The 23,608-nt window shown below is 43.4% G+C and carries 27 protein-coding genes; 26 read left to right on the forward strand and 1 reads right to left on the reverse strand.

What is annotated here, in order from left to right; genetic code table 11:
• Positions 1-202 precede the first annotated feature (202 nt).
• From AAGG74_RS03595 to ypjB, 8 genes are all read left to right on the forward strand, one after another.
• Positions 203-1,474: a tetratricopeptide repeat protein gene (locus AAGG74_RS03595; RefSeq protein ID WP_429674547.1), complete on the forward strand. Its 1,272-nt coding sequence runs from the start codon at positions 203-205 to the stop codon at positions 1,472-1,474.
• 71 nt (positions 1,475-1,545) lie between these two features.
• Complete coding sequence (locus AAGG74_RS03600) at positions 1,546-2,085, forward strand: ReoY family proteolytic degradation factor (protein WP_429674548.1); 540 nt, start codon at positions 1,546-1,548, stop codon at positions 2,083-2,085.
• 54 nt (positions 2,086-2,139) lie between these two features.
• On the forward strand, positions 2,140-2,586 hold the full coding sequence (locus tag AAGG74_RS03605; RefSeq protein WP_162102626.1) for a YpiF family protein: 447 nt from the start codon (positions 2,140-2,142) through the stop codon (positions 2,584-2,586).
• Between the two features lie 143 nt (positions 2,587-2,729).
• A complete protein-coding gene (locus tag AAGG74_RS03610; RefSeq protein ID WP_162102627.1) occupies positions 2,730-3,230 on the forward strand; it encodes a Rieske (2Fe-2S) protein in 501 nt (166 codons plus the stop codon).
• A 1-nt stretch (position 3,231) separates the two neighbouring features.
• A complete protein-coding gene (gene qcrB / locus AAGG74_RS03615) occupies positions 3,232-3,906 on the forward strand; it encodes a menaquinol-cytochrome c reductase cytochrome b subunit (protein WP_162102628.1) in 675 nt (224 codons plus the stop codon).
• Between the two features lie 34 nt (positions 3,907-3,940).
• Positions 3,941-4,708 carry a c-type cytochrome gene (locus tag AAGG74_RS03620; protein ID WP_429674550.1) on the forward strand — a complete coding sequence of 256 codons (768 nt, stop codon included), beginning with the start codon at positions 3,941-3,943 and terminating at the stop codon, positions 4,706-4,708.
• Between the two features lie 110 nt (positions 4,709-4,818).
• Positions 4,819-5,412, forward strand: a complete 594-nt coding sequence (gene lhaT, locus AAGG74_RS03625; protein ID WP_202923595.1) for a lipoprotein heptaprenylglyceryl N-acetyltransferase LhaT — start codon at positions 4,819-4,821, stop codon at positions 5,410-5,412.
• A 68-nt stretch (positions 5,413-5,480) separates the two neighbouring features.
• Positions 5,481-6,275: a sporulation protein YpjB gene (ypjB, locus tag AAGG74_RS03630; protein WP_162102630.1), complete on the forward strand. Its 795-nt coding sequence runs from the start codon at positions 5,481-5,483 to the stop codon at positions 6,273-6,275.
• 40 nt (positions 6,276-6,315) lie between these two features.
• Here the strand turns inward: ypjB and AAGG74_RS03635 are convergent, their stop codons facing one another.
• Positions 6,316-7,188 (reverse strand): YitT family protein, encoded by an 873-nt coding sequence (locus tag AAGG74_RS03635; protein ID WP_162102631.1) that lies wholly within the window; start codon positions 7,186-7,188, stop codon positions 6,316-6,318.
• A 139-nt stretch (positions 7,189-7,327) separates the two neighbouring features.
• On the opposite strand from AAGG74_RS03635, the gene AAGG74_RS03640 reads away from it, so the two are divergent.
• The 18 genes from AAGG74_RS03640 to AAGG74_RS03725 all read left to right on the forward strand — a co-directional run bounded on the left by AAGG74_RS03640 (position 7,328) and on the right by AAGG74_RS03725 (position 23,553).
• A complete protein-coding gene (locus tag AAGG74_RS03640; RefSeq protein ID WP_004398044.1) occupies positions 7,328-7,663 on the forward strand; it encodes a nucleotide pyrophosphohydrolase in 336 nt (111 codons plus the stop codon).
• An 11-nt stretch (positions 7,664-7,674) separates the two neighbouring features.
• The gene (gene dapB, locus AAGG74_RS03645; protein ID WP_162102632.1) at positions 7,675-8,478 is read left to right on the forward strand and encodes a 4-hydroxy-tetrahydrodipicolinate reductase; all 804 of its coding nucleotides are present in this window, start codon (positions 7,675-7,677) and stop codon (positions 8,476-8,478) included.
• Between the two features lie 15 nt (positions 8,479-8,493).
• Positions 8,494-8,907, forward strand: a complete 414-nt coding sequence (gene mgsA, locus AAGG74_RS03650) for a methylglyoxal synthase (RefSeq protein WP_162102633.1) — start codon at positions 8,494-8,496, stop codon at positions 8,905-8,907.
• Positions 8,900-9,610: a bacillithiol biosynthesis deacetylase BshB1 gene (gene bshB1, locus AAGG74_RS03655; RefSeq protein ID WP_429674551.1), complete on the forward strand. Its 711-nt coding sequence runs from the start codon at positions 8,900-8,902 to the stop codon at positions 9,608-9,610. The genes mgsA and bshB1 overlap by 8 nt, the downstream gene beginning before the upstream one ends.
• Complete coding sequence (bshA, locus tag AAGG74_RS03660) at positions 9,607-10,740, forward strand: N-acetyl-alpha-D-glucosaminyl L-malate synthase BshA (RefSeq protein WP_429674553.1); 1,134 nt, start codon at positions 9,607-9,609, stop codon at positions 10,738-10,740. The genes bshB1 and bshA overlap by 4 nt, the downstream gene beginning before the upstream one ends.
• A gap of 4 nt (positions 10,741-10,744) precedes the next feature.
• Positions 10,745-11,938 carry a CCA tRNA nucleotidyltransferase gene (locus tag AAGG74_RS03665; protein ID WP_429674554.1) on the forward strand — a complete coding sequence of 398 codons (1,194 nt, stop codon included), beginning with the start codon at positions 10,745-10,747 and terminating at the stop codon, positions 11,936-11,938.
• Positions 11,923-12,900, forward strand: a complete 978-nt coding sequence (locus AAGG74_RS03670; RefSeq protein ID WP_162102637.1) for a biotin--[acetyl-CoA-carboxylase] ligase — start codon at positions 11,923-11,925, stop codon at positions 12,898-12,900. The genes AAGG74_RS03665 and AAGG74_RS03670 overlap by 16 nt, the downstream gene beginning before the upstream one ends.
• Positions 12,901-13,143: 243 nt before the next feature.
• Complete coding sequence (gene panB / locus AAGG74_RS03675; protein WP_162102638.1) at positions 13,144-13,977, forward strand: 3-methyl-2-oxobutanoate hydroxymethyltransferase; 834 nt, start codon at positions 13,144-13,146, stop codon at positions 13,975-13,977.
• Position 13,978: 1 nt separating this feature from the next.
• On the forward strand, positions 13,979-14,839 hold the full coding sequence (panC, locus tag AAGG74_RS03680; RefSeq protein WP_162102639.1) for a pantoate--beta-alanine ligase: 861 nt from the start codon (positions 13,979-13,981) through the stop codon (positions 14,837-14,839).
• Position 14,840: 1 nt separating this feature from the next.
• Positions 14,841-15,224, forward strand: coding sequence for an aspartate 1-decarboxylase (gene panD, locus AAGG74_RS03685; protein ID WP_162102640.1), 384 nt, complete (start codon positions 14,841-14,843; stop codon positions 15,222-15,224).
• Positions 15,225-15,349: 125 nt separating this feature from the next.
• Positions 15,350-18,148 (forward strand): ATP-dependent DNA helicase DinG, encoded by a 2,799-nt coding sequence (gene dinG, locus AAGG74_RS03690; protein WP_429674555.1) that lies wholly within the window; start codon positions 15,350-15,352, stop codon positions 18,146-18,148.
• Positions 18,149-18,290: 142 nt separating this feature from the next.
• Positions 18,291-18,461, forward strand: coding sequence for a YpmA family protein (locus tag AAGG74_RS03695; RefSeq protein ID WP_162102642.1), 171 nt, complete (start codon positions 18,291-18,293; stop codon positions 18,459-18,461).
• Positions 18,462-18,469: 8 nt separating this feature from the next.
• The gene (gene tseB / locus AAGG74_RS03700) at positions 18,470-18,955 is read left to right on the forward strand and encodes a cell wall elongation/penicillin-binding protein regulator TseB (protein ID WP_162102643.1); all 486 of its coding nucleotides are present in this window, start codon (positions 18,470-18,472) and stop codon (positions 18,953-18,955) included.
• 22 nt (positions 18,956-18,977) lie between these two features.
• On the forward strand, positions 18,978-20,159 hold the full coding sequence (gene aspB, locus AAGG74_RS03705; RefSeq protein ID WP_162102644.1) for an aspartate transaminase AspB: 1,182 nt from the start codon (positions 18,978-18,980) through the stop codon (positions 20,157-20,159).
• Between the two features lie 140 nt (positions 20,160-20,299).
• Positions 20,300-21,592, forward strand: coding sequence for an asparagine--tRNA ligase (gene asnS, locus AAGG74_RS03710; RefSeq protein ID WP_429675234.1), 1,293 nt, complete (start codon positions 20,300-20,302; stop codon positions 21,590-21,592).
• Between the two features lie 93 nt (positions 21,593-21,685).
• Positions 21,686-22,384 carry a DNA replication protein DnaD gene (dnaD, locus tag AAGG74_RS03715; RefSeq protein WP_429674556.1) on the forward strand — a complete coding sequence of 233 codons (699 nt, stop codon included), beginning with the start codon at positions 21,686-21,688 and terminating at the stop codon, positions 22,382-22,384.
• A gap of 18 nt (positions 22,385-22,402) precedes the next feature.
• Positions 22,403-23,062, forward strand: coding sequence for an endonuclease III (gene nth, locus AAGG74_RS03720; protein WP_162102647.1), 660 nt, complete (start codon positions 22,403-22,405; stop codon positions 23,060-23,062).
• The gene (locus AAGG74_RS03725) at positions 23,059-23,553 is read left to right on the forward strand and encodes a YpoC family protein (RefSeq protein ID WP_429674557.1); all 495 of its coding nucleotides are present in this window, start codon (positions 23,059-23,061) and stop codon (positions 23,551-23,553) included. Before nth ends, AAGG74_RS03725 begins: the two co-directional genes overlap by 4 nt.
• The last annotated feature ends 55 nt before the right edge of the window (positions 23,554-23,608 follow it).

The following is a 23,608-nucleotide window of genomic DNA, read 5'->3' on the forward strand; positions in this document are numbered from 1 at the left end:
TGTACTGAGGGGCGATTCTTCCTTTTTTCATTTTCTATCACAAAAACTTTTGGTAAACTAATAACACTCAATAATTCCCTGCCGTACAGCAAGCATCTTATTTGCCGGGGGCTTTTCTCTGAATTATGATAAGGATAGCCCTAACAAATAAAGCTTTTTTGTATGGTTGATGTTGTATAGGAAAAGAAAGGACCGGTTCGATTTGAATACATTGATTCAAGAAGCCATAAAATTAGTTGAAGCAGGTGAAACAGAAAAAGGCCTCAACACTCTCTCAAAAGCTGAGAAACAGCTTCATGATGAAGACAAAGCCATTGCAGCCCAGCTTTATTACGAGTGGGGTAATGTGGAGAAAGCGATTTCGCTGATCAGTGATTTACATGATTTATATCCAAACGAGACAGAACTGACGAATTTTTATGCCGAACTTTTAATAGATATTGACGAAGAAGAAAAAGCCCTTACTGTGCTGGAAACCATTCCGGAAACAGATCCATCATATCCGGAAAGTTTGCTGCTTATGGCAGATCTTTATCAGATGCAGGGGTTATTCGAAGTCAGTGAACAAAAGCTTTTACAAGCAAAGTCCATTCTGGACAGTGAACCCATCATTGATTTTGCACTGGGGGAACTTTACTTTACGCAGGGAGCCTATGCAAAAGCGGTTCAATATTTTAAAACAACGGCTGAGGTGCAGAGTGAGATTGGGGGCGTTAATGTCCATCAGAGACTGGCCGAATCGTTAAGTACCTCAGGTGAATTTGAGGATGCCATTCAATGGTATGAGAAAGCCGCTGATGAGAATCCTGATCCTAACACGATTTTTGGTTATGGATTTACAGCATTACAGGCAGGGCTTGTGAAAACAGCTATTAAGCAGCTGTCTGATTTAAAAGAGCTTGATCCTTCTTATTCTTCACTTTATATGCCGCTTTCGAAAAGCTATGAAGCTGAAGGAATGTATGAAGAGGCATTCAAAACGGCAAAAGAGGGTATCAATTACGATGAGTATAACAAAGAGCTTTACCTCTATGCCGCAAAAATGGCCTTGAAAATCGGGAATCCAGAAGATGGGAAAAATCTACTTCAGGAGGCGCTCGCGCTCGATCCTGGCTTCGTCGAGGCCCTTCATACACTTCTTGCTGTATATCATAAAGAAGAGGATTATGAACAAATCATTGATCTGATTCAAGAGGTTAGCGGCTATGGAGAAGAAGATCCGAAATACAATTGGTATCTGGCGAGCGCTTATACCGAATTAGAGGAATACGAAAAAGCAAAACAATCTTTTGAAACTGCCTTTCTTCATTACAGGGAGGACAGAGATTTCTTATATGAATACGCAAGCTTCCTGTTAGAAGAAGGTCTGCAAAAAGAAGCGTTGCCGCTTTTGAAAAAGGTTCTTGAAATTGACGGGGCCAATGAAGAGCTGGAAGAAACGATTTTGCGAATCGAGGATGAATTTTCTAGGTAAGCAGGAATGCTCACCATATATGTGGAACATATAAGTATATAAATTATACGAACGATAGAGGAGGGAATTACATGCAGACCCCTGTTTCTGTCAATGAGAAAAAAGATTTTATCCGTTGGTTTTTAAACCATTATCAGTTAAAGCGCCGAGAATGCGTTTGGATTTTGAACTACTTAATGAGCCATGATTCTCTCATGGAGAAGGTTCATTTTGTGGAGCAGGCCGAATTTTGCCCGAGAGGCATCATTATGTCAACACATTGTGTGGAAGAAGTTCCGTTTCGGTTCTATAAAGAGAATATCATGACAACCGACGCTGAAAAATCTTTTCATGATATTAGATTAAATAAGCAGCAGGATTTGTTTATCCAGCTTAATTTCCGTTCAGCTTACAGCTCACCTGAGTATGCGGCTGTATTGGAATCCAATCCTCATATTCCGAAGGATCTGTTTGGAAACAAAAAAGATCAGGGACTGGCTGAACAATTTTTGGAGCATGCTATTTCTACCTTCCAAAGAGAAAAATTATTAAAAGACATTGATGCCGCGTTAGATCGTCATGATAAAGCTGCCTTTGAACAACTATCGCGCCAATTGAATCAGCTCACATAATATGACCAGCCTTGCAGCGTATTGCAAGGCTAGTTGTCGTAAAGGGGGAAAACAATGAGGTGGAGAATCAGCGATGCCAAGGACTATTTACAATCTAAAGATTACATTGATACCGCTATCATTCCAATAATTAACATAAAAACAGGGAGTCATTTTAAAATGGCGGCTGAGAAAGGCGAGTTCATTCAGCTTCTGGCAGAAGAACTGGAAAGGCAGTTAAAGGGACGGGTATATTTGCTGCCCCCTTATACATATGTTGATAGAAATGAAATAACTGTTCAAGGGCTCAAGAATTTGCGGGAAGAGCTGATATCAGAATTTTCTCATGTTGTACTGCTTACATCTGAAGAAAATTGGAAAAGTGAGGATGCATTAGGCAAAATCATTGTTACGCCGTCTATACCATTAGAGCATGTAAATGACTCCTTAAAAAGAAAAATATTAGATGAACGTACCGCTGAAATTTTGAACGTTTTGTTACAGTTGTGGAGCAATATATAAAAACACTTACATTTCCTTATAAACAATATTTTGGCTATATTGACCTTGCTGAGAGATTCATATATTATGAGGGTGTCTAAAGGTATTGCAATATTTTCTATTTTAGTCAGTTTACAGGGGTGTTCTAGAGGGGGGGAGAAGAGATGGGCAAACATGATATATCCAGACGTCAATTTTTGAATTATACGCTCACAGGCGTAGGGGGGTTTATGGCGGCTAGTATGCTCATGCCGATGGTTCGCTTTGCACTCGACCCGGTATTAAAATCGACAGGCAAGCAGGACATGGTTCAGGTTGTCAGCGTAGATGAACTGACAAAAGAGCCGCAGCGCTTTGATTTCAAAATTAATCAAGTCGATGCCTGGTATGAATCAGAAGAGTCAAGATCAGCCTGGGTCTTCAAAAATGGGGAAGAAATTGTAGCACTTTCGCCAATTTGCAAGCACTTAGGATGTACGGTGAACTGGAATAGTGATCCTAAAAATCCGAATAAATTCTTTTGTCCATGCCATTATGGACTCTATGAAAAGGACGGCACCAATGTCCCGGGCACACCGCCGCTTGCGCCTCTTGATCATTATGAGCAAGAAGTAAAAGACGGCTTCCTGTATCTTGGAAAAGCAAAGCCTAAGGGGGAAGGGTGACATGCTGAACAAAATTTATGACTGGGTAGATGAGCGGCTTGATATTACACCGATGTGGAGGGATATTGCCGATCACGAAGTACCGGAACATGTAAATCCCGCTCACCATTTTTCGGCGTTTGTGTATTGCTTTGGAGGGCTGACGTTTTTTGTAACCGTTATCCAAGTGTTATCTGGAATGTTTTTAACGATGTATTATGTGCCTGATATCAAAAATGCCTGGGAATCGGTATATTATTTACAAAATGAAGTGGCATTCGGTCAGATCGTCAGGGGGATGCATCATTGGGGTGCGAGCCTAGTCATTGTAATGATGTTTTTACATACACTTAGGGTCTTTTTCCAAGGGGCGTATAAAAAGCCGCGCGAACTGAACTGGATTGTCGGTGTCTTGATCTTTTTTGTCATGCTCGGGCTTGGCTTTACAGGCTACTTGCTTCCTTGGGACATGAAGGCTTTGTTTGCTACAAAAGTCGGGCTGCAGATCGCTGAAGCCACGCCTTTAATCGGGACGCAAATCAAAACACTCCTTGCGGGGCATCCGGATATTGTAGGAGCCCAAACGCTGACTAGGTTTTTTGCGATCCATGTATTTTTTCTTCCTGCCGCATTGTTCGGGCTCATGGCTGCACATTTTATTATGATCCGGAAGCAGGGGATTTCAGGACCGCTTTAAAATCTTGATCTGCGAATAAAAGGGAGGGGATGACATGCACCGGGGCAAAGGGATGAAATTTGTGGGCGACTCAAGGATACCGGCTGAAAAAAAGCCGAACATACCGAAGGATTATTCGGAGTATCCCGGCAAAACAGAGGCTTTCTGGCCGAATTTTTTGTTGAAGGAATGGATGGTCGGCGCTGTCTTTCTGATCGGTTTTCTTGTTTTGACGATAGTGCATCAGCCGCCTTTAGAGCGGATGGCGGACCCGACTGATACTGGTTATATTCCGCTGCCGGATTGGTATTTTCTTTTCTTATATCAGCTGTTGAAGTATGAATACGCGGCCGGAAGTTTCACAGTGGTTGGTGCCATGATTATGCCGGGGCTCGCTTTTGGTGCGCTGCTTTTGGCGCCATTCCTTGACAGAGGAACAGAAAGAAGGCCGTGGAAGCGTCCTGTTGCTGTCGGTATGATGCTTTTGGCTATTTCCGCAGCTGTATTTTTGACGTGGCAGTCAGTTGCTACTCACGACTGGGCCAAAGCAGAAGAACAGGGGAAAATCACAAAAGAAGCCGACATTGACACCAATACGGAAGGATATAAGGTTTTTAAGGAACAGGGCTGTATTTCTTGCCATGGAGATAACCTCCAAGGGGGAGCGGCCGGACCTTCGTTGGTTGACAGCGGACTGAAGCCGGAAGAAATCGAAAAAATCGCTGTTGAAGGGAAAGGTAAAATGCCGGCAGGCGTGTTTAAGGGGAATGATGAGCAGCTCAAAGAACTTGCGAAATTCATTTCTGAAACAACCGCAAAATAACGTATTGTGAATTGTGAAATGGAAGGATATACTTTTATTATCAAAAGCTGACTCGGCGTCAGCTTTTTTATATGGAGACATTATTTTTACAGACTGAGAGTTGATTTGATGTGAAATGGTTTCAATATGTATTAGGGCAGCGGCCAATGCTTATTCTTGTCTTAATGATCAATTTTCTGGGAACAGTTTACGGATATTATTGGTACTTGCCGCAGCTGGCAGAAACACCGGCACGCTTCCTGATTTTTGTTCCGGACAGCCCGACAGCAACGTTTTTCTTTCTGTTTGTGCTGCTCGCCTTTATTATGAAACGGAATGCTTCGCTCTTTGAGGCGCTGGCGCTCGTCACCCTAGTGAAATATGGCCTGTGGGCGGCCGCTATGAATTTTCTTGTATTAGGTGTAACAGGTGACCTGCCGTGGGAGGGGTATATGCTGATTGCCTCGCATTTTGCGATGGCAGTCCAAGGCGTGTTGTACAGTCCGTATTTTCGTTTTTCTTTTTGGCATCTTGCCATTGCTGCAGTCTGGACACTGCATAACGATGTCATTGACTACTTGTTTGATATGATGCCGCAGTACTCTATGCTTTCTGATTATATGACTGAAATAGGGTACGGAACATTTTGGCTAAGCATTTTTTCAATCGCGCTTGCTTACTTCCTTGTGGTCTCGAAAAAGCAAACGAAGCTTGAGCTGATGTAAAGACAATGTTGGTCTATCCTTGTCCCTTTCTTCATATTCTGTAAGGAGAGAGAGTGGGAGGGACCTGCATGAAACGAAAGCTGACGATCTGTTTGTTGATTGCTCTTATTTTTTATAATGGAAATGCCAAGGCTGCAGAGCGGGGAAGCCTCAAAGAGCTGAACGATTTATCTGATACGATTTTTCAAATGACCCGCCAGTCAAAATATGAAGAGGCACTGCAAGTCCTTGCTTATTTTGAAAAAACATTAAAATCTGCTGAGAAAAAAAATCAAGACCTCATGTTAACTGGAGCTCAAATTCGTCAAATTACATTGGGCTATAATGATATGGTACGGAGTTTGAAACAGGCTGATACATCAGATGAGCAAAAACGGAGAGCAGCCGCGCAGTTCAGAATGCTGATGGACGCTGTTGATAATCGATCTGATCCGCTTTGGAGCTCACTTGAAAGACCGATTATGGAAGCCTTTGCTGAACTGAAGCAAGGTGTTCAAAAAAATGAAAGTACGAGCTTTCATGAAAAATGGAATGAATTTATCAGTCTATATGATTTGATTTACCCCAGTCTTACAATTGATGTATCAGAGGATCAGCTTGAAACTGTCGGAAAACATATAGACGTCATTGGGCAAGAGGAATTTCAGCAAATGACTGAGAGCACAAAGCTTGAGCGGCTTTCTCTTCTCCAGCAAGATCTGAAAAATGTATTTGACAGGGTGGAAGAGGATGATGCCGATCCGTCTTTACTCTGGGTGATCATCACCACCGGCAGTATCATCATTACAGCTCTGAGCTATGTCGGCTACAGAAAGTATAAAGCGGAGAAAAATAAGCTAAAAAAACGGGATTACCCTAAATAAGGAAAAGAGGCGGCTGCAGCCGCCTCTTTTTTATCAAATGTCAGCGCGGAAGCGGATTTTTATTTTCGTCCAGCGTGAATCCTTCTCCAAGCACATCGTGGACATCGCTGACCGCTACAAAGGCATGAGGATCAATTGTGTTAATCACACTTTTCAGCATTACCAATTCGTTTTTCGGCACGACACAATAAAGCACATCTAAATCCTCTTTTGTATAGGAACCCTGCCCTTTCAAAATGGTGACGCCCCGTTCCATTTCTTCAAGAATCTTTTTCTGGATCAGATCGTTTTTCGCAGAGATAATCGTAGCGCCTTTAGCAGCGTATCCGCCTTCTTGAATAAAATCAATTAATCTGGCAGCTACAAATACAGCCACAAGGGTATACATCGCTTCTTTGTAGGAGAGATAAGTAAGCAAAGACAAAATGATGACACAGGCATCGAAAGCAAACATCGTTCTTCCCATAGGAACCCCAAAATACTTATTGACCAAACGGGCGATGATATCAACCCCGCCTGTTGTCCCGCCGAACTTAAAAATAATGCCTAATCCGGCTCCGATAAACACGCCGGCAAATAAAGCAGCGAGCGCTAAGTCGTGCTGAAGCGGCATGTGTATTTCATATCGCTGAAAGATGCTGAGGAACAGAGACAAAGCTACTGTGCCGACAAGGGTATAAACGAACATTGTCCTGCCAAGCAAACGCCAGCCGATAAAAAAAATCGGAATGTTCAAAACCAGATTCGAGATAGAGGGGCTGATATGGAAAAGGGCATAAAGCAGAAGTGTAATACCTGTAAAACCGCCCTCAGCCAGATTGTTCTGCATATTGAAGTGAACTAAGCCAAATGAAAAAATCGCTGCTCCGATTAAAATAAAAAATATGTTTTTTAATCTAATTTCTCCCAGCATCACACAAAACCCCTTTTCCTTCCATTAGATAGCGTTTATATTATAGTGGATGAAAAAGAAAACAGCAAACGTGCTTAAACATTTGTCAAACGTATCTGAATTAGCTAACATGTAAGAGGATGATAGGAGGTTTCGTTTAGTGAGTGATAAAACAATGAAAGACATACAGGCTGAAGTAGATCGTTATATCGGCCAATTTAAAGAAGGATATTTCAGCCCGCTTGCCATGATGGCGAGGCTGACCGAAGAACTGGGCGAGCTTGCCAGAGAAGTGAATCATCGCTATGGTGAAAAACCAAAAAAAGCGACTGAAGATGATAAAAGCATGGAAGAGGAAATGGGTGATGTGCTGTTTGTATTGGTTTGTTTAGCAAACTCTCTTGATATCTCATTAGAGGAAGCCCACGACCGAGTCATGCATAAATTTAATACGAGAGATAAAGACCGCTGGACCAGAAAAGAAGAAGGAAAGTAGAGGAGATCAAGATGCCAAACGAGACAATTAAAGTAGTCATTGCAGGACCGCGTGGAAGAATGGGGCAGGAAGCTGTTAAATTGACGGAACGAACACCTCATTTTCACCTTGTCGGGGCCATCGACCACACATACGACCAGCAAAAGTTATCAGATGTGATGGCTGTAGAGTCAGATGCTCTGATTTACACTGATATCCGGGCCTGTTTTGCAGAAACACAGCCCGATGTCTTAATTGATTTAACGACGCCTGAAATCGGGAAAATACATACTAAAATCGCATTAGAGCACGGCGTTCGCCCGGTTGTCGGAACAACTGGATTTTCAGAAGCTGATCTAAAAGAGCTCATGACCTTAACAGAAGAGAAAGGCATCGGAGCCATCATCGCTCCAAACTTTGCGCTTGGTGCGGTGCTGATGATGAAATTTTCGAAAATGGCTGCCAACTACTTTGAGGATGTCGAGATTATTGAGCTTCACCATGACAAGAAGCTTGACGCTCCAAGCGGAACGGCGCTTAAAACAGCGGAAATGATTTCAGAAGTCCGTCAAGAAAAGCAGCAAGGACATCCAGATGAAAAAGAAATTCTCCCAGGAGCGAGAGGGGCGGAGCAAAACGGCATTCGCTTGCACAGTGTCCGTCTACCGGGATTGATCGCACATCAGGAAGTCATGTTTGGCATGGATGGGCAAACGCTTCAGATTCGCCACGATTCCTATAACCGTGCTTCTTTCATGTCTGGTGTTAAACTGTCAGTCGAACAAGTCATGAAGATTGATCAGCTTGTATACGGCTTAGAAAATATCATTGATTAGACAGGGGGATGAACGATGAAAATTGCTTTGATCGCGCATGATAAGAAAAAACAAGATATGGTTCAATTTACGACTGCCTATCGGGATATTTTGAGTCATCATGATCTATACGCAACCGGTACAACAGGATTGAAAATTCAAGAGGCGACAGGTCTTCAAATTGAACGTTTTCAATCCGGCCCTTTAGGGGGAGACCAGCAAATCGGCGCATTGATCGCGGCCAATGCGCTCGATCTTGTCATCTTTTTGCGCGACCCGCTGACCGCGCAGCCGCACGAACCGGATGTCTCGGCATTAATCCGGTTATGTGATGTGTATTCCATTCCGCTCGCTACAAATATGGGTACTGCGGAGATTCTTGTCCGCACACTTGATGAAGGTGTTTTTGAATTCCGAAACCTTCTTCGGGGAGAAGAACCGAATGTATAATGCTGACGTTCTTGCGTTTGGCGCCCACAGCGATGATGTCGAGATCGGAATGGGCGGCGCAATCGCGAAGTTTGTCAAACAAGGAAAAAAAGTCATGATATGCGATTTAACTGGAGCAGAACTTTCTTCAAACGGAACGGTCAGTTTACGTAAAGAAGAAGCTGCTGAAGCAGCACGTATATTAGGTGCAGATAAAAGAATTCAGCTGACGCTTCCGGATCGCGGCCTGATGATGAGTGACCAGACCATTCGAGAGATTGTCAGTGTCATCAGAACCTGTCGGCCCAAAGCGGTCTTTATGCCGTATAAAAAGGATCGCCATCCGGATCACGGCAATGCAGCTGCACTGGTGGAAGAAGCAATCTTTTCCGCAGGAATCCACAAATATAAAGACGAAAAAAGCCTTCCAGCACATAAAGTAAACAAGGTTTACTACTATATGATAAATGGTTTTCATCAGCCTGATTTTGTCATTGATATCTCAGATACGATAGAGGCCAAAAAACAAAGCCTTAACGCCTACAAAAGCCAGTTTGCACCATCAAAGGATTCAGTTTCAACACCTTTGACAAATGGCTATATTGAGATGATTGAAGCGAGAGAAAAGCTTTATGGCAAAGAAGCGGGTGTGGAGTATGCTGAGGGTTTCTTTTCCAAACGGATGCTGATGCTCAATCATGATGTGTTTGGGGGCAAACAATGAAAAAGTTGAAAATAGGGATCACATGCTATCCGAGCGTCGGAGGCTCAGGCATCATTGCGACAGAACTGGGGAAGCAGCTTGCTGAAAAGGGACATGAAATACACTTCATCACGTCAAGCATTCCGTTTAGACTGAATACATATCACCCCAATATTCATTTCCATGAAGTTGAGGTTAATCAATATGCTGTTTTTAAGTATCCTCCGTATGATTTAACATTAGCAAGCAAAATCGCTGAGGTGGCAGAACGAGAGAATTTAGACATTATTCATGCTCATTATGCTCTCCCGCATGCCGTGTGCGCTTATCTTGCGAAGCAGATGCTGAAACGCCATATCGGCATTGTAACCACCTTGCACGGCACGGATATCACAGTGTTAGGCTATGACCCGTCTCTAAAAGACCTTATCCGTTTTGCCATTGAGGCATCAGACAGGGTGACTGCTGTCTCTTCAGCGCTCGCAGCTGAAACGTACGATTTAATTAAACCGGAGAAAAAAATTGAAACAATTTATAACTTTATAGACGAGCGTGTATATCTGAAGAAAAACACTGCGTCGATTAAAGAGAAACATGGGATTTTACCAGACGAAAAAGTCGTTATCCATGTGTCCAACTTCAGAAAGGTCAAACGTGTGCAGGATGTTATCCGTGTGTTCCGTAATATTGCCGGCAAAACGAAAGCGAAGCTGCTTTTAGTCGGAGACGGTCCGGAGAAATCAACAGCCTGTGAGCTTGTCAGACAATATGGATTGGAAAACCAAGTATTAATGCTTGGAAATCAAGATCGTGTTGAGGAACTTTATTCCATTAGCGATCTAAAGCTGCTGCTGTCTGAAAAAGAAAGTTTCGGCCTTGTCCTGCTTGAAGCGATGGCTTGCGGGGTGCCTTGTATCGGAACAAACATTGGCGGTATCCCAGAAGTAATTAAGAATAATGAGAGCGGCTTTTTAGTGGATGTGGGAGATGTTGCAGCAGCAACAGCCTGTGCGCTGAGTATTTTAGAAGATGAACAACTAAGCAAGCGGTTTACAAAGGCGGCAATGGAAATGCTAAAAAATGAATTCTCTTCACAAAAAATTGTCAGTCAATATGAACAGATTTATGCCGATTTAGCAGAACCGGAGTGATGACATGGAACAAGTTTTTAATAAAGCACTTCCCGTACTCTACAACTTAATCGAAGCGGGCCACCAAGCTTATTTTGTCGGGGGAGCAGTTCGTGACAGCTACATGAAACGAACCATCGGAGATGTCGATATTGCAACTGATGCGGAGCCAGATCAAGTAGAAAGGCTGTTTCAGCGGACAGTTGATGTAGGCAAAGAACACGGGACAATTATTGTGCTCTGGGAAGATGAAACTTATGAAGTCACGACATTCCGGACTGAATCAGAATATGAAGATTATAGAAGACCGTCAGACGTGCAATTTATCACATCATTAGAAGAGGATTTAAAACGCAGAGATTTGACGATTAATGCGATGGCTATGACAGCGGATGGGAAGGTGCTTGATTATTTTGGCGGTAAAAAAGATATTGATCAGAAACTGATTCGAACCGTCGGAAAGCCTGAGGACAGGTTTCAAGAAGATGCGCTTCGTATGCTGAGAGCCGTACGTTTTATGAGTCAGCTTGGCTTTACGCTTTCATTAGAAACAGAAGAAGCCATTGCGAAAGAAAAATCACTGCTATCCCATGTATCAGTTGAACGAAAAACAATCGAGTTTGAGAAACTGCTGCAAGGAAGAGGCTCCGGGCAGGCGCTCCGCACACTCATTCAAACGGGGCTTTACGAAGAACTGCCTGGTTTTTATGATAAACGAGAGAACCTGCTCGCGGCGAGTGAGTTTCCGTTTTGCTGTTTAACATCCCGTGAAGAGCTTTGGTCTGCGATTTTAATTCATCTTGAAATAGATTTGAAAGACGCGCCGCTTTTCCTGAAAGCTTGGAAGCTCCCGGGAAAAGTGATGAAGGAAGCCATTCACATTGCCCATACGTTTGGACAGGCTCTGGACGCCATTTCAATGTATAAAGCTGGAGAAAAATCACTTCTTTCAGCAGTCAAAATAGCACAGCTTCGGCAAAACAAAAAACTGGATGATGAAAAACTAAAGGATATTCAAAGCGCTTATCAAAGCCTGCCGATCAAAAGCCTTAAGGATCTTGATATCACTGGCAAGGATTTGCTTGCGCTTCGCGACCGGCCTGCCGGGAAATGGGTGTCGGAAGAATTACAGCGGATCGAGCAGGCTGTTGTGACAGGAAAGCTCTCCAATCAAAAGAAACACATAGAGGAGTGGCTGAAGACATGCGGTCAACATTAAGAATAGACCTTATTGAATTATTTTCTCAGGCCGGAAGTGAGTTTATTTCCGGCCAAAAAATCAGTGACGCCCTCGGCTGTTCCCGAACTGCTGTGTGGAAGCATATTGAAGAGCTTCGTAAAGAGGGCTATGAAGTAGAAGCCGTTAGAAGAAAAGGATATCGGCTCATTAAAAAGCCTGGTAAACTCAGTGAAAGTGAGATTCGCTTCGGTTTGAAAACAGAAGTGATGGGCCAGCATCTTATTTATCAAGACATTATATCAAGCACACAAAAAACGGCGCATGAGCTTGCGAATAATAACGCACCTGAAGGCACGCTCATAGTGGCTGACAAACAAACAGCTGGCAGGGGGCGGATGTCTAGGGTATGGCACTCTCAAGAGGGGAACGGCATCTGGATGAGCCTGATTTTGCGGCCAGACATCCCGCTTCAAAAAACACCGCAGCTCACATTGCTTGCTGCAGTAGCTGTTGTGCAGGGGATAGAAGAGGCAGCAGGCATTCAAACTGATATTAAATGGCCTAACGATATTTTGATTAACGGAAAAAAAACAGTCGGCATCTTAACAGAAATGCAGGCTGAGGAAGACCGCGTACGTTCAGTTATCATCGGGATGGGCATTAACGTAAACCAGCAGCCTGATGATTTTCCAGAGGAACTGAAGGACATCGCGACAAGCCTCAGCCAAGCTGCCGGAGAAAAAATTGACCGGTCCGGTGTCATCCAGCATATTTTACTTTGCTTTGAAAAAAGGTATCGGGATTATATGACTTATGGTTTTACGCCGATTAAGCTTTTATGGGAAAGCTATGCGCTGGGAATCGGCACAAATATGAGAGCCAGAACGTTAAAAGGAACCTTTTACGGGAAGGCGCTAGGTATAGACGATGAAGGCGTGCTTCTTTTAGAAACGCAAGAAGGTATCAAAAAAATTTATTCTGCCGATATTGAACTGGGTTAATGTGTTGGTACAAGCCCGTTGATTTTGGTATACTTCCATTGGGCAGTATCGCCTGCGAACTGCACCTATTATAAAAATAGATAGACATTGCAGCAGTCTGCCTTGATCCAAAAAGGACTGGGACAGAGGGATGACACTCGCCGAACTTTAGAAAGTGAAGAATCCTTCTCGTTAAACAGAAGGTTTTTTGGCTTGTAAAAGAAAACGGCAGCTCATCTCCTCTAAACATGAGGAGGAGAAAACATGAAAACAAAACTCGATTTTCAAAAAATGAAGGAGACGGAAGAACCGATTGTCATGCTGACCGCTTACGATTATCCGGCAGCTAAGCTTGCTGAACAAGCAGGAGTTGACATGATTTTAGTCGGGGATTCACTCGGAATGGTCGTCCTTGGCCTTGATTCAACTGTCGGTGTGACAGTTGCGGACATGATTCATCATACAAAGGCTGTTAAAAGGGGCGCGCCGAACACCTTTATTGTGACAGATATGCCATTTATGTCTTATCACCTGTCTAAAGAAGATACGCTGAAAAACGCAGCGGCTATTGTTCAGGAAAGCGGTGCCGATGCACTGAAGCTTGAGGGCGGAGAAGGCGTGTTTGAATCCATTCGGGCATTAACGCTCGGAGGCATTCCAGTAGTCAGTCATTTAGGCCTGACACCTCAGTCTGTCGGTGTATTAGGCGGGTATAAAGTACAGGGCAAAGATGAACAAAGCGCCAAAAAATTAATAGAAGACAGTATAAAATGTCAAGAAGCAGGAGCGATGATGCTTGTGCTGGAATGTGTGCCAGCAGAACTCACAGCTAAAATTGCCGAAAAGCTAAGCATACCGGTTATCGGAATCGGGGCTGGTGTGAAAGCGGACGGACAAGTTCTCGTTTATCACGATTTGATCGGCCATGGTGTTGAGAGAACACCTAAATTCGTAAAACAATATACGCAAATTGATAAAACAATTGAGACAGCAATCAGCGGATATGTCCAGGATGTGAAACATCGTGCTTTTCCTGAACAAAAACATTCCTTTAAAATGAACCAGACAGTGCTGGACGGCTTGTACGGAGGAAAATAAGATGAGACAGATTACAGGTATTTCACAGCTGAAAGAAGCCATAAGACAATATCAGTCAGAGGGGAAATCAATCGGATTTGTTCCGACAATGGGATTTTTGCATGAGGGGCATCTAACCCTGGCAGACAAAGCAAGACAAGAAAATGACGCCGTTGTTATGAGTATTTTTGTCAATCCCGCGCAATTCGGTCCTAATGAAGATTTTGAAGCATATCCTCGGGATATTGAGCGGGATGCGATTCTTGCAGAAAATGCCGGAGTCGATATTCTTTTCACCCCTGATGCTCAAGAGATGTATCCCGATGAAAAAAATGTCACAATCCATGTTGAAAGACGCACAGAAGTATTGTGCGGACGCTCAAGAGCAGGGCATTTTGACGGTGTTGCAATCGTTCTGACAAAGCTGTTCAATCTTGTACAGCCGACCCGCGCTTATTTCGGTTTAAAGGATGCACAGCAGGTGGCAGTTGTTGATGGCTTAATCAGCGATTTCTTCATGGATATTGAATTGGTTGCAGTCGATACGGTCAGAGAGGAAGACGGTTTAGCGAAAAGTTCCCGCAATGTATACTTAACAGCTGAGGAAAGAAAAGAAGCGCCTAAGCTGTACCAAGCCCTTCAAACAAGTGCGGAGCTGATTAGAGCAGGTGAAAAAGATCCTCAGGCAGTGATCAACGCTGCAAAAGAAATGATTGGAACGACAAGCGGCACTATTGACTATGTGGAGCTTTATTCCTATCCAGAACTCGAGCCAGTGAACAATATTGAAGGAAAAATGATTCTGGCTGTTGCAGTTGCTTTTTCAAAAGCGCGTTTAATAGATAATATCATTATTGATATTCGAGAAATGGAGAGAATATAATATGTATCGCACGATGATGAGCGGTAAGCTTCACAGGGCAACTGTTACGGAAGCAAACCTGAATTATGTGGGAAGCATCACAATTGATGAAGATCTTATTGATGCGGTGGGAATGCTTCCTAATGAAAAGGTGCAAATTGTGAATAATAATAATGGAGCACGTTTGGAAACATATATTATTCCTGGCGAACGCGGAAGCGGCGTCATCTGTTTAAATGGTGCAGCAGCACGCTTAGTACAGGAAGGAGATAAGGTTATTATTATTTCCTACAAAATGATGTCAGATCAAGAAGCGGCAGGTCACGAGCCGAAAGTGGCTGTTCTGAATGATCAAAACAAAATTGAACAACTGCTGGGAAATGAACCGGCCCGTACAATTTTGTAGAAGAAAAGCCCCCTTTATCGGGGGTTTTCTTTTAAGATTTTGAGAGTAAAATGGTTTTGCCGCTCCATTTCCGTACAAAACGTGTTACACTTTTGTCGTATGCAAGAATTGAGGTGTCCATTTTAATGAATAAGCAACGGTTCGTTGTTATAGATGTAGAAACAACAGGGAATTCGCCGAAAAAAGGCGATAAAATCATACAAATCGCAGCGGTTGTAATTGAAAATGGACAAATTACTGAGCGGTTTTCAAAATACATTAATCCAAATAAATCCATTCCTGCTTTTATTGAGCAGCTTACTGGAATCTCTAATCAAATGGTAGAACATGAACAGCCGTTTGAGGCTGTCGCTGAAGACGTGTTCCATTTGCTTGACGGCGCTTATTTTGTCGCCCACAATATCCATTTTGACCTTGGGTTTGTCAAGTATGAGTTACATAAGGCGGGCTTTCAGCTTCCGGACTGTGAAGTGCTGGATACTGTTGAGCTCTCCCGTATTGTTTTTCCAGGATTTGAAGGGTATAAGCTGACCGAATTAAGTGAGGAACTTCAGCTGCGGCATGAACAGCCGCATCGGGCTGACAGCGACGCTGAAGTGACAGGGCTTATTTTTTTGGAAATCCTTGAAAAGCTGCGGCAGCTTCCTTATCCGACATTAAAACAGTTAAGAAGGCTTTCGCAGCATTTTATCAGTGATCTGACGCATTTGTTGGATATGTTCATTTATGAAAACAGACATACCGAAACTCCCGGTTTTGTGCGCTTTTCTTCCTTTTCTGTCAGAGAACCCGAATCAATTGATGAGCGTGTCAATGAAGACGAGAACTTCTCGTATGAGATTGAAAATTGGGAAGCGGGAAATGAAGAAGCGCTGTCAGAGTTAATGCCTGGATATGAAAAAAGAGAAGGCCAAATGATGATGATGAAAGAGGTGGCTGACGCGTTTGCCAATCGTGAGCATGCGTTGATCGAAGCTCCGCCGGGGATCGGAAAAACGATTGGCTACCTTATTCCGGCTGCGCTTTTTGCCAAGAAATCAAAAAAGCCGGTCATAATCAGCACATATTCAACGCTTTTGCAGCAGCAGATTTTGACAAAGGACTTGCCGATTGTCCAAGATCTGTTTCCATTTCGGGTAACAGCAGCTATTTTAAAAGGACAATCGCATTATTTATGTCTGCATAAATTCGAGCAGGTGCTTCATGAAGATGATGATAATTATGATGCTGTATTGACAAAGGCACAGCTTCTCGTTTGGCTGACAGAGACCAATACAGGAGATGTAGCCGAACTGAATTTGCCGTCGGGCGGAAAATTGCTGTGGGACAGATTGGCTTACGACGATGAATCTTATAAAAAAAGCCGCAATGAGAATGTGATTGGTTTTTATGAGCGGGCCAAACAGGTTGCCATGCGTTCCGATTTGGTGATCACCAACCATTCTCTTTTGCTGACGGATGAAGCCAGTCCGAAAAAAAGACTTCCTGAAAGCGGCACATTTATCATTGATGAAGCACATCATTTTGAACGTGCGGCAAGCGAACATTTAGGAAAAAGAGCCACCTACATAGAGTTGCATTCTAAATTGAGCAGAATCGGCACTTTGAAGGAGCAGGGACTTCTAAAAAAAATGAGGCAGTTATTCCAGCGGTACAGCCTGCCCGTTGATTCCTTTTTCGAATTGGAAGAGTGGATTCAGCACATTCAAGCAGAAAGTGATGCTTTCTTCAGCTCCGTACATTCTTTTGTCAAACGAAGAAAACCTAAAGAAGACTTAAACCGTCTAGTTTTTAAGGTGAATAAAGACAGCAGCCAAGATAACAGCTGGCCAATTTTAAAGGATGGAGCGGAGAGGCTTTGTTCCATGCTGACACATTTGCAGCAGCTTTTTGGGACCCAGTCGGCTCTGATGGAAAAACATCTGACGAGTATGAAAAGCAAATCTGTCTTTTTAGCGGATGAATATCAACGAAGTATGAAAGGCTTGCAGCAGTACTGCCAGACACTGCAGAAGCTGTTCTTTGGGGCTGAAGACGATGAAGCGGTGTGGATTGAAATTGACGCAAAGGGAGCGAAAAATGCGGTCGCCATTTACGCCCAGCCGCTTGAACCCGGCGAACTTCTGGCAGATCAATTTTTCGCGCGTAAAAACAGTGTGGTGCTGACATCTGCAACCCTTACAGTCGAAGATTCTTTTCAATTTATGATTGAACGGCTTGGGTTAGCTGACTTTTACCCGCGGACCATGAGAATTGAATCGCCTTTTTCTTACAATGAACGCATGCAGGTCATGATTCCAAAAGAAATGAAATCAATCCAAGATACTGGGCAAGCAGAATTTATCCGGGATACTGCTCGTTATATCGAACTGATGGCAAAGGAAAAACAACCAAAAATTTTGGTGCTGTTAACGTCCCACGACATGCTGAAAAAGGTTCATCAGGAACTCAAGCACACCATGAGTGCTTCTGGCATTCAACTTTTGGCACAGGGAATTACAGGCGGAAGTCCCGGGAAACTGATGAAAACTTTTAAAACATCTAATCAGGCGATCCTGCTTGGTACAAACCACTTTTGGGAAGGTGTTGATTTTCCCGGTGATGAGCTGACAACGGTAATGATCGTGAGGCTTCCATTCCGGTCCCCTGACCATCCGCTTCATGCTGCAAAATGTGAGCTTGCCCGCAAAAAAGGGCGGAATCCGTTTCAAACAGTATCACTACCGGAAGCTGTGCTGACTTTCAGACAAGGAATCGGCCGCTTGCTGCGGACAGCCGGAGACAAAGGCACGATTGTCATATTAGACAGACGGATTAAAACGGCTGGTTATGGACGGCTGTTTCTTGATGCTTTGCCCACAACCTCTGTATCTGAAATGACTGACAGTGAGCTTGAGGCTTACGTTAAAGGGGAAAATAAATAAAAGCCGCATGAAGCGGCTTTTGCGGTGTGGGAGTAGGATGGTGTTTTATTTAAAAGCGGTTGTGCCGCTCTGTGATACTAGTATGGCGTGACTTGAAATGGAGTATGACTAACAATATTTGTTCAAACTGGAGGACGAAATGATGGAAAGCAAAATCGAAATTCTTTCAACAATTACTGTAGAGCATTCTGATGACTTGTATAAAATTGTAGACACACTGAATCGAACACTGAAAAGAGACAATTTGATGTTCGGCCTTGCGCTGGATGAAGATGACAAAAACCAAGCCGTTTTTACCATTTATCGTACGTAGGTGAGAAGATGAGAAAAAAAGCATTAATATTTACTGTCATTTTTGGTATTATTCTTTTAGCAGTACTTCTTGTCTCGGCACACATTTATAAATCAGCTATGGCACAAAAGGAAGACGGACACGAAGCGGCAGTTGCTGAAGCAAAAAAAGAAACCGATCTCTCCAACGTTGATCAAGTCGAAACATTTGTCGGTAAAGAGAAATATTATGTCGTAAAGGGAACGGACAAAAAAGGCAGCAAATTCTATGTGTGGGTTCCTGCTGACAAAAAAGCAAAAATTCTCTCGAAAGAAGCAAAAGAGGGGATCTCGGGAGACAAAGCGGCAAAAATCATACAGGACGAAGGGCTGGTTTCAAAGCAAAAAGAGGTCCATCTGGGAAGAGAAGGAAATGTTCTGCTTTGGGAAGTAACGTACTTAGACAAGGAAGCTCAATATAGTTTAAGTTATGTGGACTTTACAACTGGAAAGATTCTCAAAAATATCACGCCTTAAGACGAATTAGGGGGAATTCAAGTTGAAACTGGCAAAAAGAGTATCCGCATTAACACCATCCACCACACTGGCAATCACAGCGAAAGCGAAGGAATTGAAAGCAGCAGGCCATGATGTCATCGGCTTAGGGGCAGGCGAACCTGACTTCAATACACCGCAGCATATTATTGATGCCGCTGTACGTTCTATGAACGAAGGTCATACGAAATACACGCCTTCAGGTGGTTTGGCTGAACTGAAAAACAGCATTGCAGAGAAATTTAAACGTGACCAGAATATTGAATACAAACCGTCTCAAATCATTGTCTGCACTGGTGCTAAACATGCTCTGTACACCCTTTTCCAAGTGATTTTGGATGAAGGAGATGAAGTCATTATTCCAACACCTTATTGGGTAAGCTATCCCGAGCAAGTGAAGCTGGCTGGCGGAAAGCCTGTTTATGTAGAAGGTCTTGAGGAAAATCATTTCAAAATTTCTCCTGAACAGCTGAAACACGCGATCACGGAAAAAACAAAAGCGATCGTCATTAACTCTCCGAGCAACCCGACTGGTGTCATGTATACGGAAGAGGAGCTGACAGCGCTTGGTGAAGTATGCCTTGAACATGACATCCTAATTGTGTCTGATGAAATTTATGAAAAACTTACATATGGCGGAAAGAAACACGTTTCCATTGCGCAGCTGTCTGACAGTCTGAAAGAACAGACCATTATTATTAACGGCGTGTCAAAGTCGCACAGCATGACAGGCTGGAGAATCGGTTATGCGGCTGGGGCTGAAGACATCATTAAGGCGATGACGAACCTTGCAAGCCATAGTACATCAAACCCGACATCGATCGCACAGTATGGAGCGATTGCGGCTTATAATGGGCCTTCAGAGCCTTTGGAAGAAATGAGAGAAGCTTTTGAACATCGATTAAACACGATTTATGCACAGCTCGTAGAAATCCCTGGGTTCAGCTGTGTGAAGCCGGAAGGTGCTTTTTATTTGTTCCCGAATGCAAAAGAAGCAGCTCAATCTTGCGGCTTCAAAGATGTAGATGAATTTGTCAAAGCGCTTCTTGAGGAGGAAAAAGTGGCAATTGTTCCTGGATCGGGCTTCGGTTCTCCTGATAATGTCCGTCTATCTTACGCCACATCGTTAGATCTTCTTGAAAAAGCGGTGGAAAGAATAAAACGTTTTGTAGAAAAGCATAGCTAACAGAACAAAAGCGGCTGACAAAAAAGCCGCTTTTGTTCTGCATTGACCCGGTTAGTTAAGAGCGGGTATAATAAAGTGATGATAATAGAGTTCGGGAGAATGGTCTTCCGAATGTCTTTCTTGTTTTGGAGGGAAATATGTTGAAAACAACAATCAACCAAGTGTATAAGCACGTAGGTGAAGAAGTAACGATCGGTGCTTGGGTCGCAAATAAGCGTTCAAGCGGGAAAATCGCGTTTTTACAGCTGCGCGACGGTACCGGTTTTATTCAAGGTGTCGTAGTAAAAGCAGAAGTAGAAGAGAGCATGTTCCAAACAGCTAAATCAGTGACACAGGAAACGTCACTCTATATAAAAGGGGTTGTCAAAGAGGACGAGCGTTCCCCGCTTGGTTATGAACTAGCTGTGACAGGGATTGAAGTCATTCACGAAGCGACTGATTATCCCATTACACCAAAAGAACACGGTACGGAATTTTTGATGGATCACAGACATTTATGGCTCCGTTCAAAACGCCAGCATGCGATCATGAAAATCCGTAATGAAATTATTCGCGCGACTTACGAATTCTTTAATAACGAAGGCTTCGTAAAAGTAGATCCGCCGATTCTGACTGGAAGCGCACCAGAAGGAACAACAGAGCTCTTTGCGACTAAGTACTTTGATGAAGATGCTTACCTGTCTCAAAGCGGTCAGCTTTACATGGAAGCTGCGGCAATGGCATTAGGGAAAGTATTCTCTTTCGGGCCGACGTTCAGAGCGGAAAAGTCTAAAACAAAACGCCACTTAATCGAATTCTGGATGATCGAACCGGAAATGGCGTTTGTTGAATTTGAAGAAAACCTTCAAGTACAGGAAAATTATGTTTCATTCATTGTGCAATCGGTTCTTAAGAATTGCAAAATTGAATTAAACATATTAGGAAGAGACACGTCAAAACTTGAGCAAATCAAAGCGCCGTTCCCAAGAATCACGTATGACGAAGCCATTGATTTTCTAAAAGAAAAGGGCTTTGATGATATCGAATGGGGAGATGACTTCGGAGCGCCTCATGAAACAGCGATTGCCGAACACTATGACAAACCGGTTTTTATCACTCGCTACCCGACGGCCCTAAAACCGTTTTATATGCAGCCGGCTGCTGACCGCGAGGATGTCGTGCTTTGCGCTGACCTGATTGCGCCGGAAGGCTATGGAGAAATTATCGGCGGATCTGAACGGATTCACGATATGGAACTCTTGGAAGCGCGTCTTAAAGAACATGGACTGGATTCTGACGCCTATAAATGGTATGCTGAACTTAGAAAATATGGATCAGTTCCTCATTCAGGCTTTGGCCTTGGATTAGAGCGGACAGTAGCATGGATTAGCGGAGCGCCTCACGTTCGTGAAACCATTCCGTTCCCAAGACTGTTAAACCGTCTATATCCATAATACATTCAAATGAAACAAAAAAAGAGTCTCCTGCAAGGGAGACTTTTTACAGTAAAGGGGAAATCATGATCCTTTACAGTAAGAGGTGTGACGATGAAAAAACAACAATTTATTGATATGCAGGAGCAGGGAACGTCAACCATCCCTAATCTGCTGCTTACGCATTATAAACAGCTCGGGCTTAATGAAACAGAGCTAATCCTCCTGTTGAAAATCAAAATGCATTTAGAAAGAGGCTCTTACTTTCCTACACCGAACGAACTGCAGGAAGGTATGTCAATTTCTGTTGAAGAATGCACAAGCAGATTGCGAATGTTCATTCAAAAAGGCTTTCTGTTTATTGAAGAATGTGAAGACCAAAACGGCATCAAATTTGAGAAATATTCTCTTCAGCCTTTATGGGGCAAGCTGTACGAGTATATGCAGCTTGCCCAGACGCAGACACAGGTTAGAAAAGCAGAAGGGGAACAAAAAAGCCTTTATACGATTTTTGAGGAAGAGTTTGCGAGGCCCTTATCACCTTTGGAATGTGAAACACTGGCAATCTGGCAGGATCAAGATCAGCATGACGCACAGCTGATCAAACACGCGTTAAAAGAAGCGGTATTATCAGGAAAACTTAGTTTCCGTTACATTGACCGGATATTGTTTGAGTGGAAGAAAAACGGATTGAAAACTGTGGAACAGGCAAAAGTCCATAGCCAAAAATTCCGGCGTGTGCAAACAAAGCAGAATGAACCGCAAAAAGAGTATAAAAGGCAGGTTCCTTTTTACAATTGGCTTGAACAATAAAGTGAAAAGGTGACAAACATGTTAAATCTAAAGCAAATTGAATTCTGTTTAGACAAGATAGGCGACATGTTTCCCCACGCAGAGTGTGAGCTGGTTCATTCCAATCCTTTTGAATTAGTGGTAGCAGTCGCTTTATCTGCGCAGTGTACAGACGCACTTGTAAACAGAGTGACCAAAACGTTATTTCAAAAATATAAACGCCCTGAAGACTATTTGGCTGTTTCGCTGGAAGAGCTTCAGCAGGATATTAAATCAATCGGTTTGTATCGCAATAAAGCGAAAAATATTCAAAAACTAAGTAAAATGATTATTGAAGATTATGGCGGGGAAGTGCCGAGAGATCGTGATGAGCTTGTCAAACTGCCTGGTGTCGGAAGAAAGACCGCCAACGTCGTGGTATCCGTTGCCTTTGGCGTACCGGCCATCGCCGTGGATACCCATGTGGAGAGGGTCAGTAAGCGTTTGGGCATCTGCCGTTGGAAGGATTCGGTGCTGGAAGTGGAAAAGACGCTCATGCGTAAGGTTCCGAAGGAAGACTGGTCTGTTACCCATCACCGGCTTATTTTCTTTGGCAGATATCATTGTAAGGCCCAGTCACCGCGCTGTGCGGAATGTCCGCTCCTTTCTCTATGCAGAGAAGGGCAGAAGAGAGAGAAAAAAGGACTGGTGAAACGATGACAGAAGCAAAAGAAGTACTGGCTACCTATGAGCAATACTTGCGCAGTCTTGGCCAGATGAGCTCTGCGGATATAAAAGAAACCTTGAAGATGAACCCTGTTTATTTTGATTTCCGCACGGAAACCCAAGTTGTTTTGCCATGGGAAGACAGCGGCAAGTATGTTCCGCTTTTGTTTGAAGTGTGGGAAGACATCAAAGAATCGCTTCTCCCAGTTTTTCAAACACGAAAATCGAGATGTGATCAAAACGACATGCTGAAGGGCATTGTGTGCTTGCTGGCTTCGCTCCACTGGACAGCGGGCGAGCGGGTGAAATCGCTGGATTGGGCAGAACTGACGGATAAATCATTCCCCGCAAAGCCGATCAATTGGCCTGAACGGGTAGAATTTATTCTTCTAAAGCCGACCCAATACCATTGCTTTATTCAGCTTGATGAGCTGTTTACTGAAATGAAAAAGCACTTTTATAAATATCACGCGATAAATCGATAAAACCTCCCCGTAATAGGAGAGGTTTTTTATGAAGAAAAAAAGCCGTCACCTTTTG

The sequence above is a fragment of the Bacillus mexicanus genome (assembly GCF_050445615.1).
Lineage (GTDB): Bacteria > Bacillota > Bacilli > Bacillales > Bacillaceae > Bacillus > Bacillus mexicanus.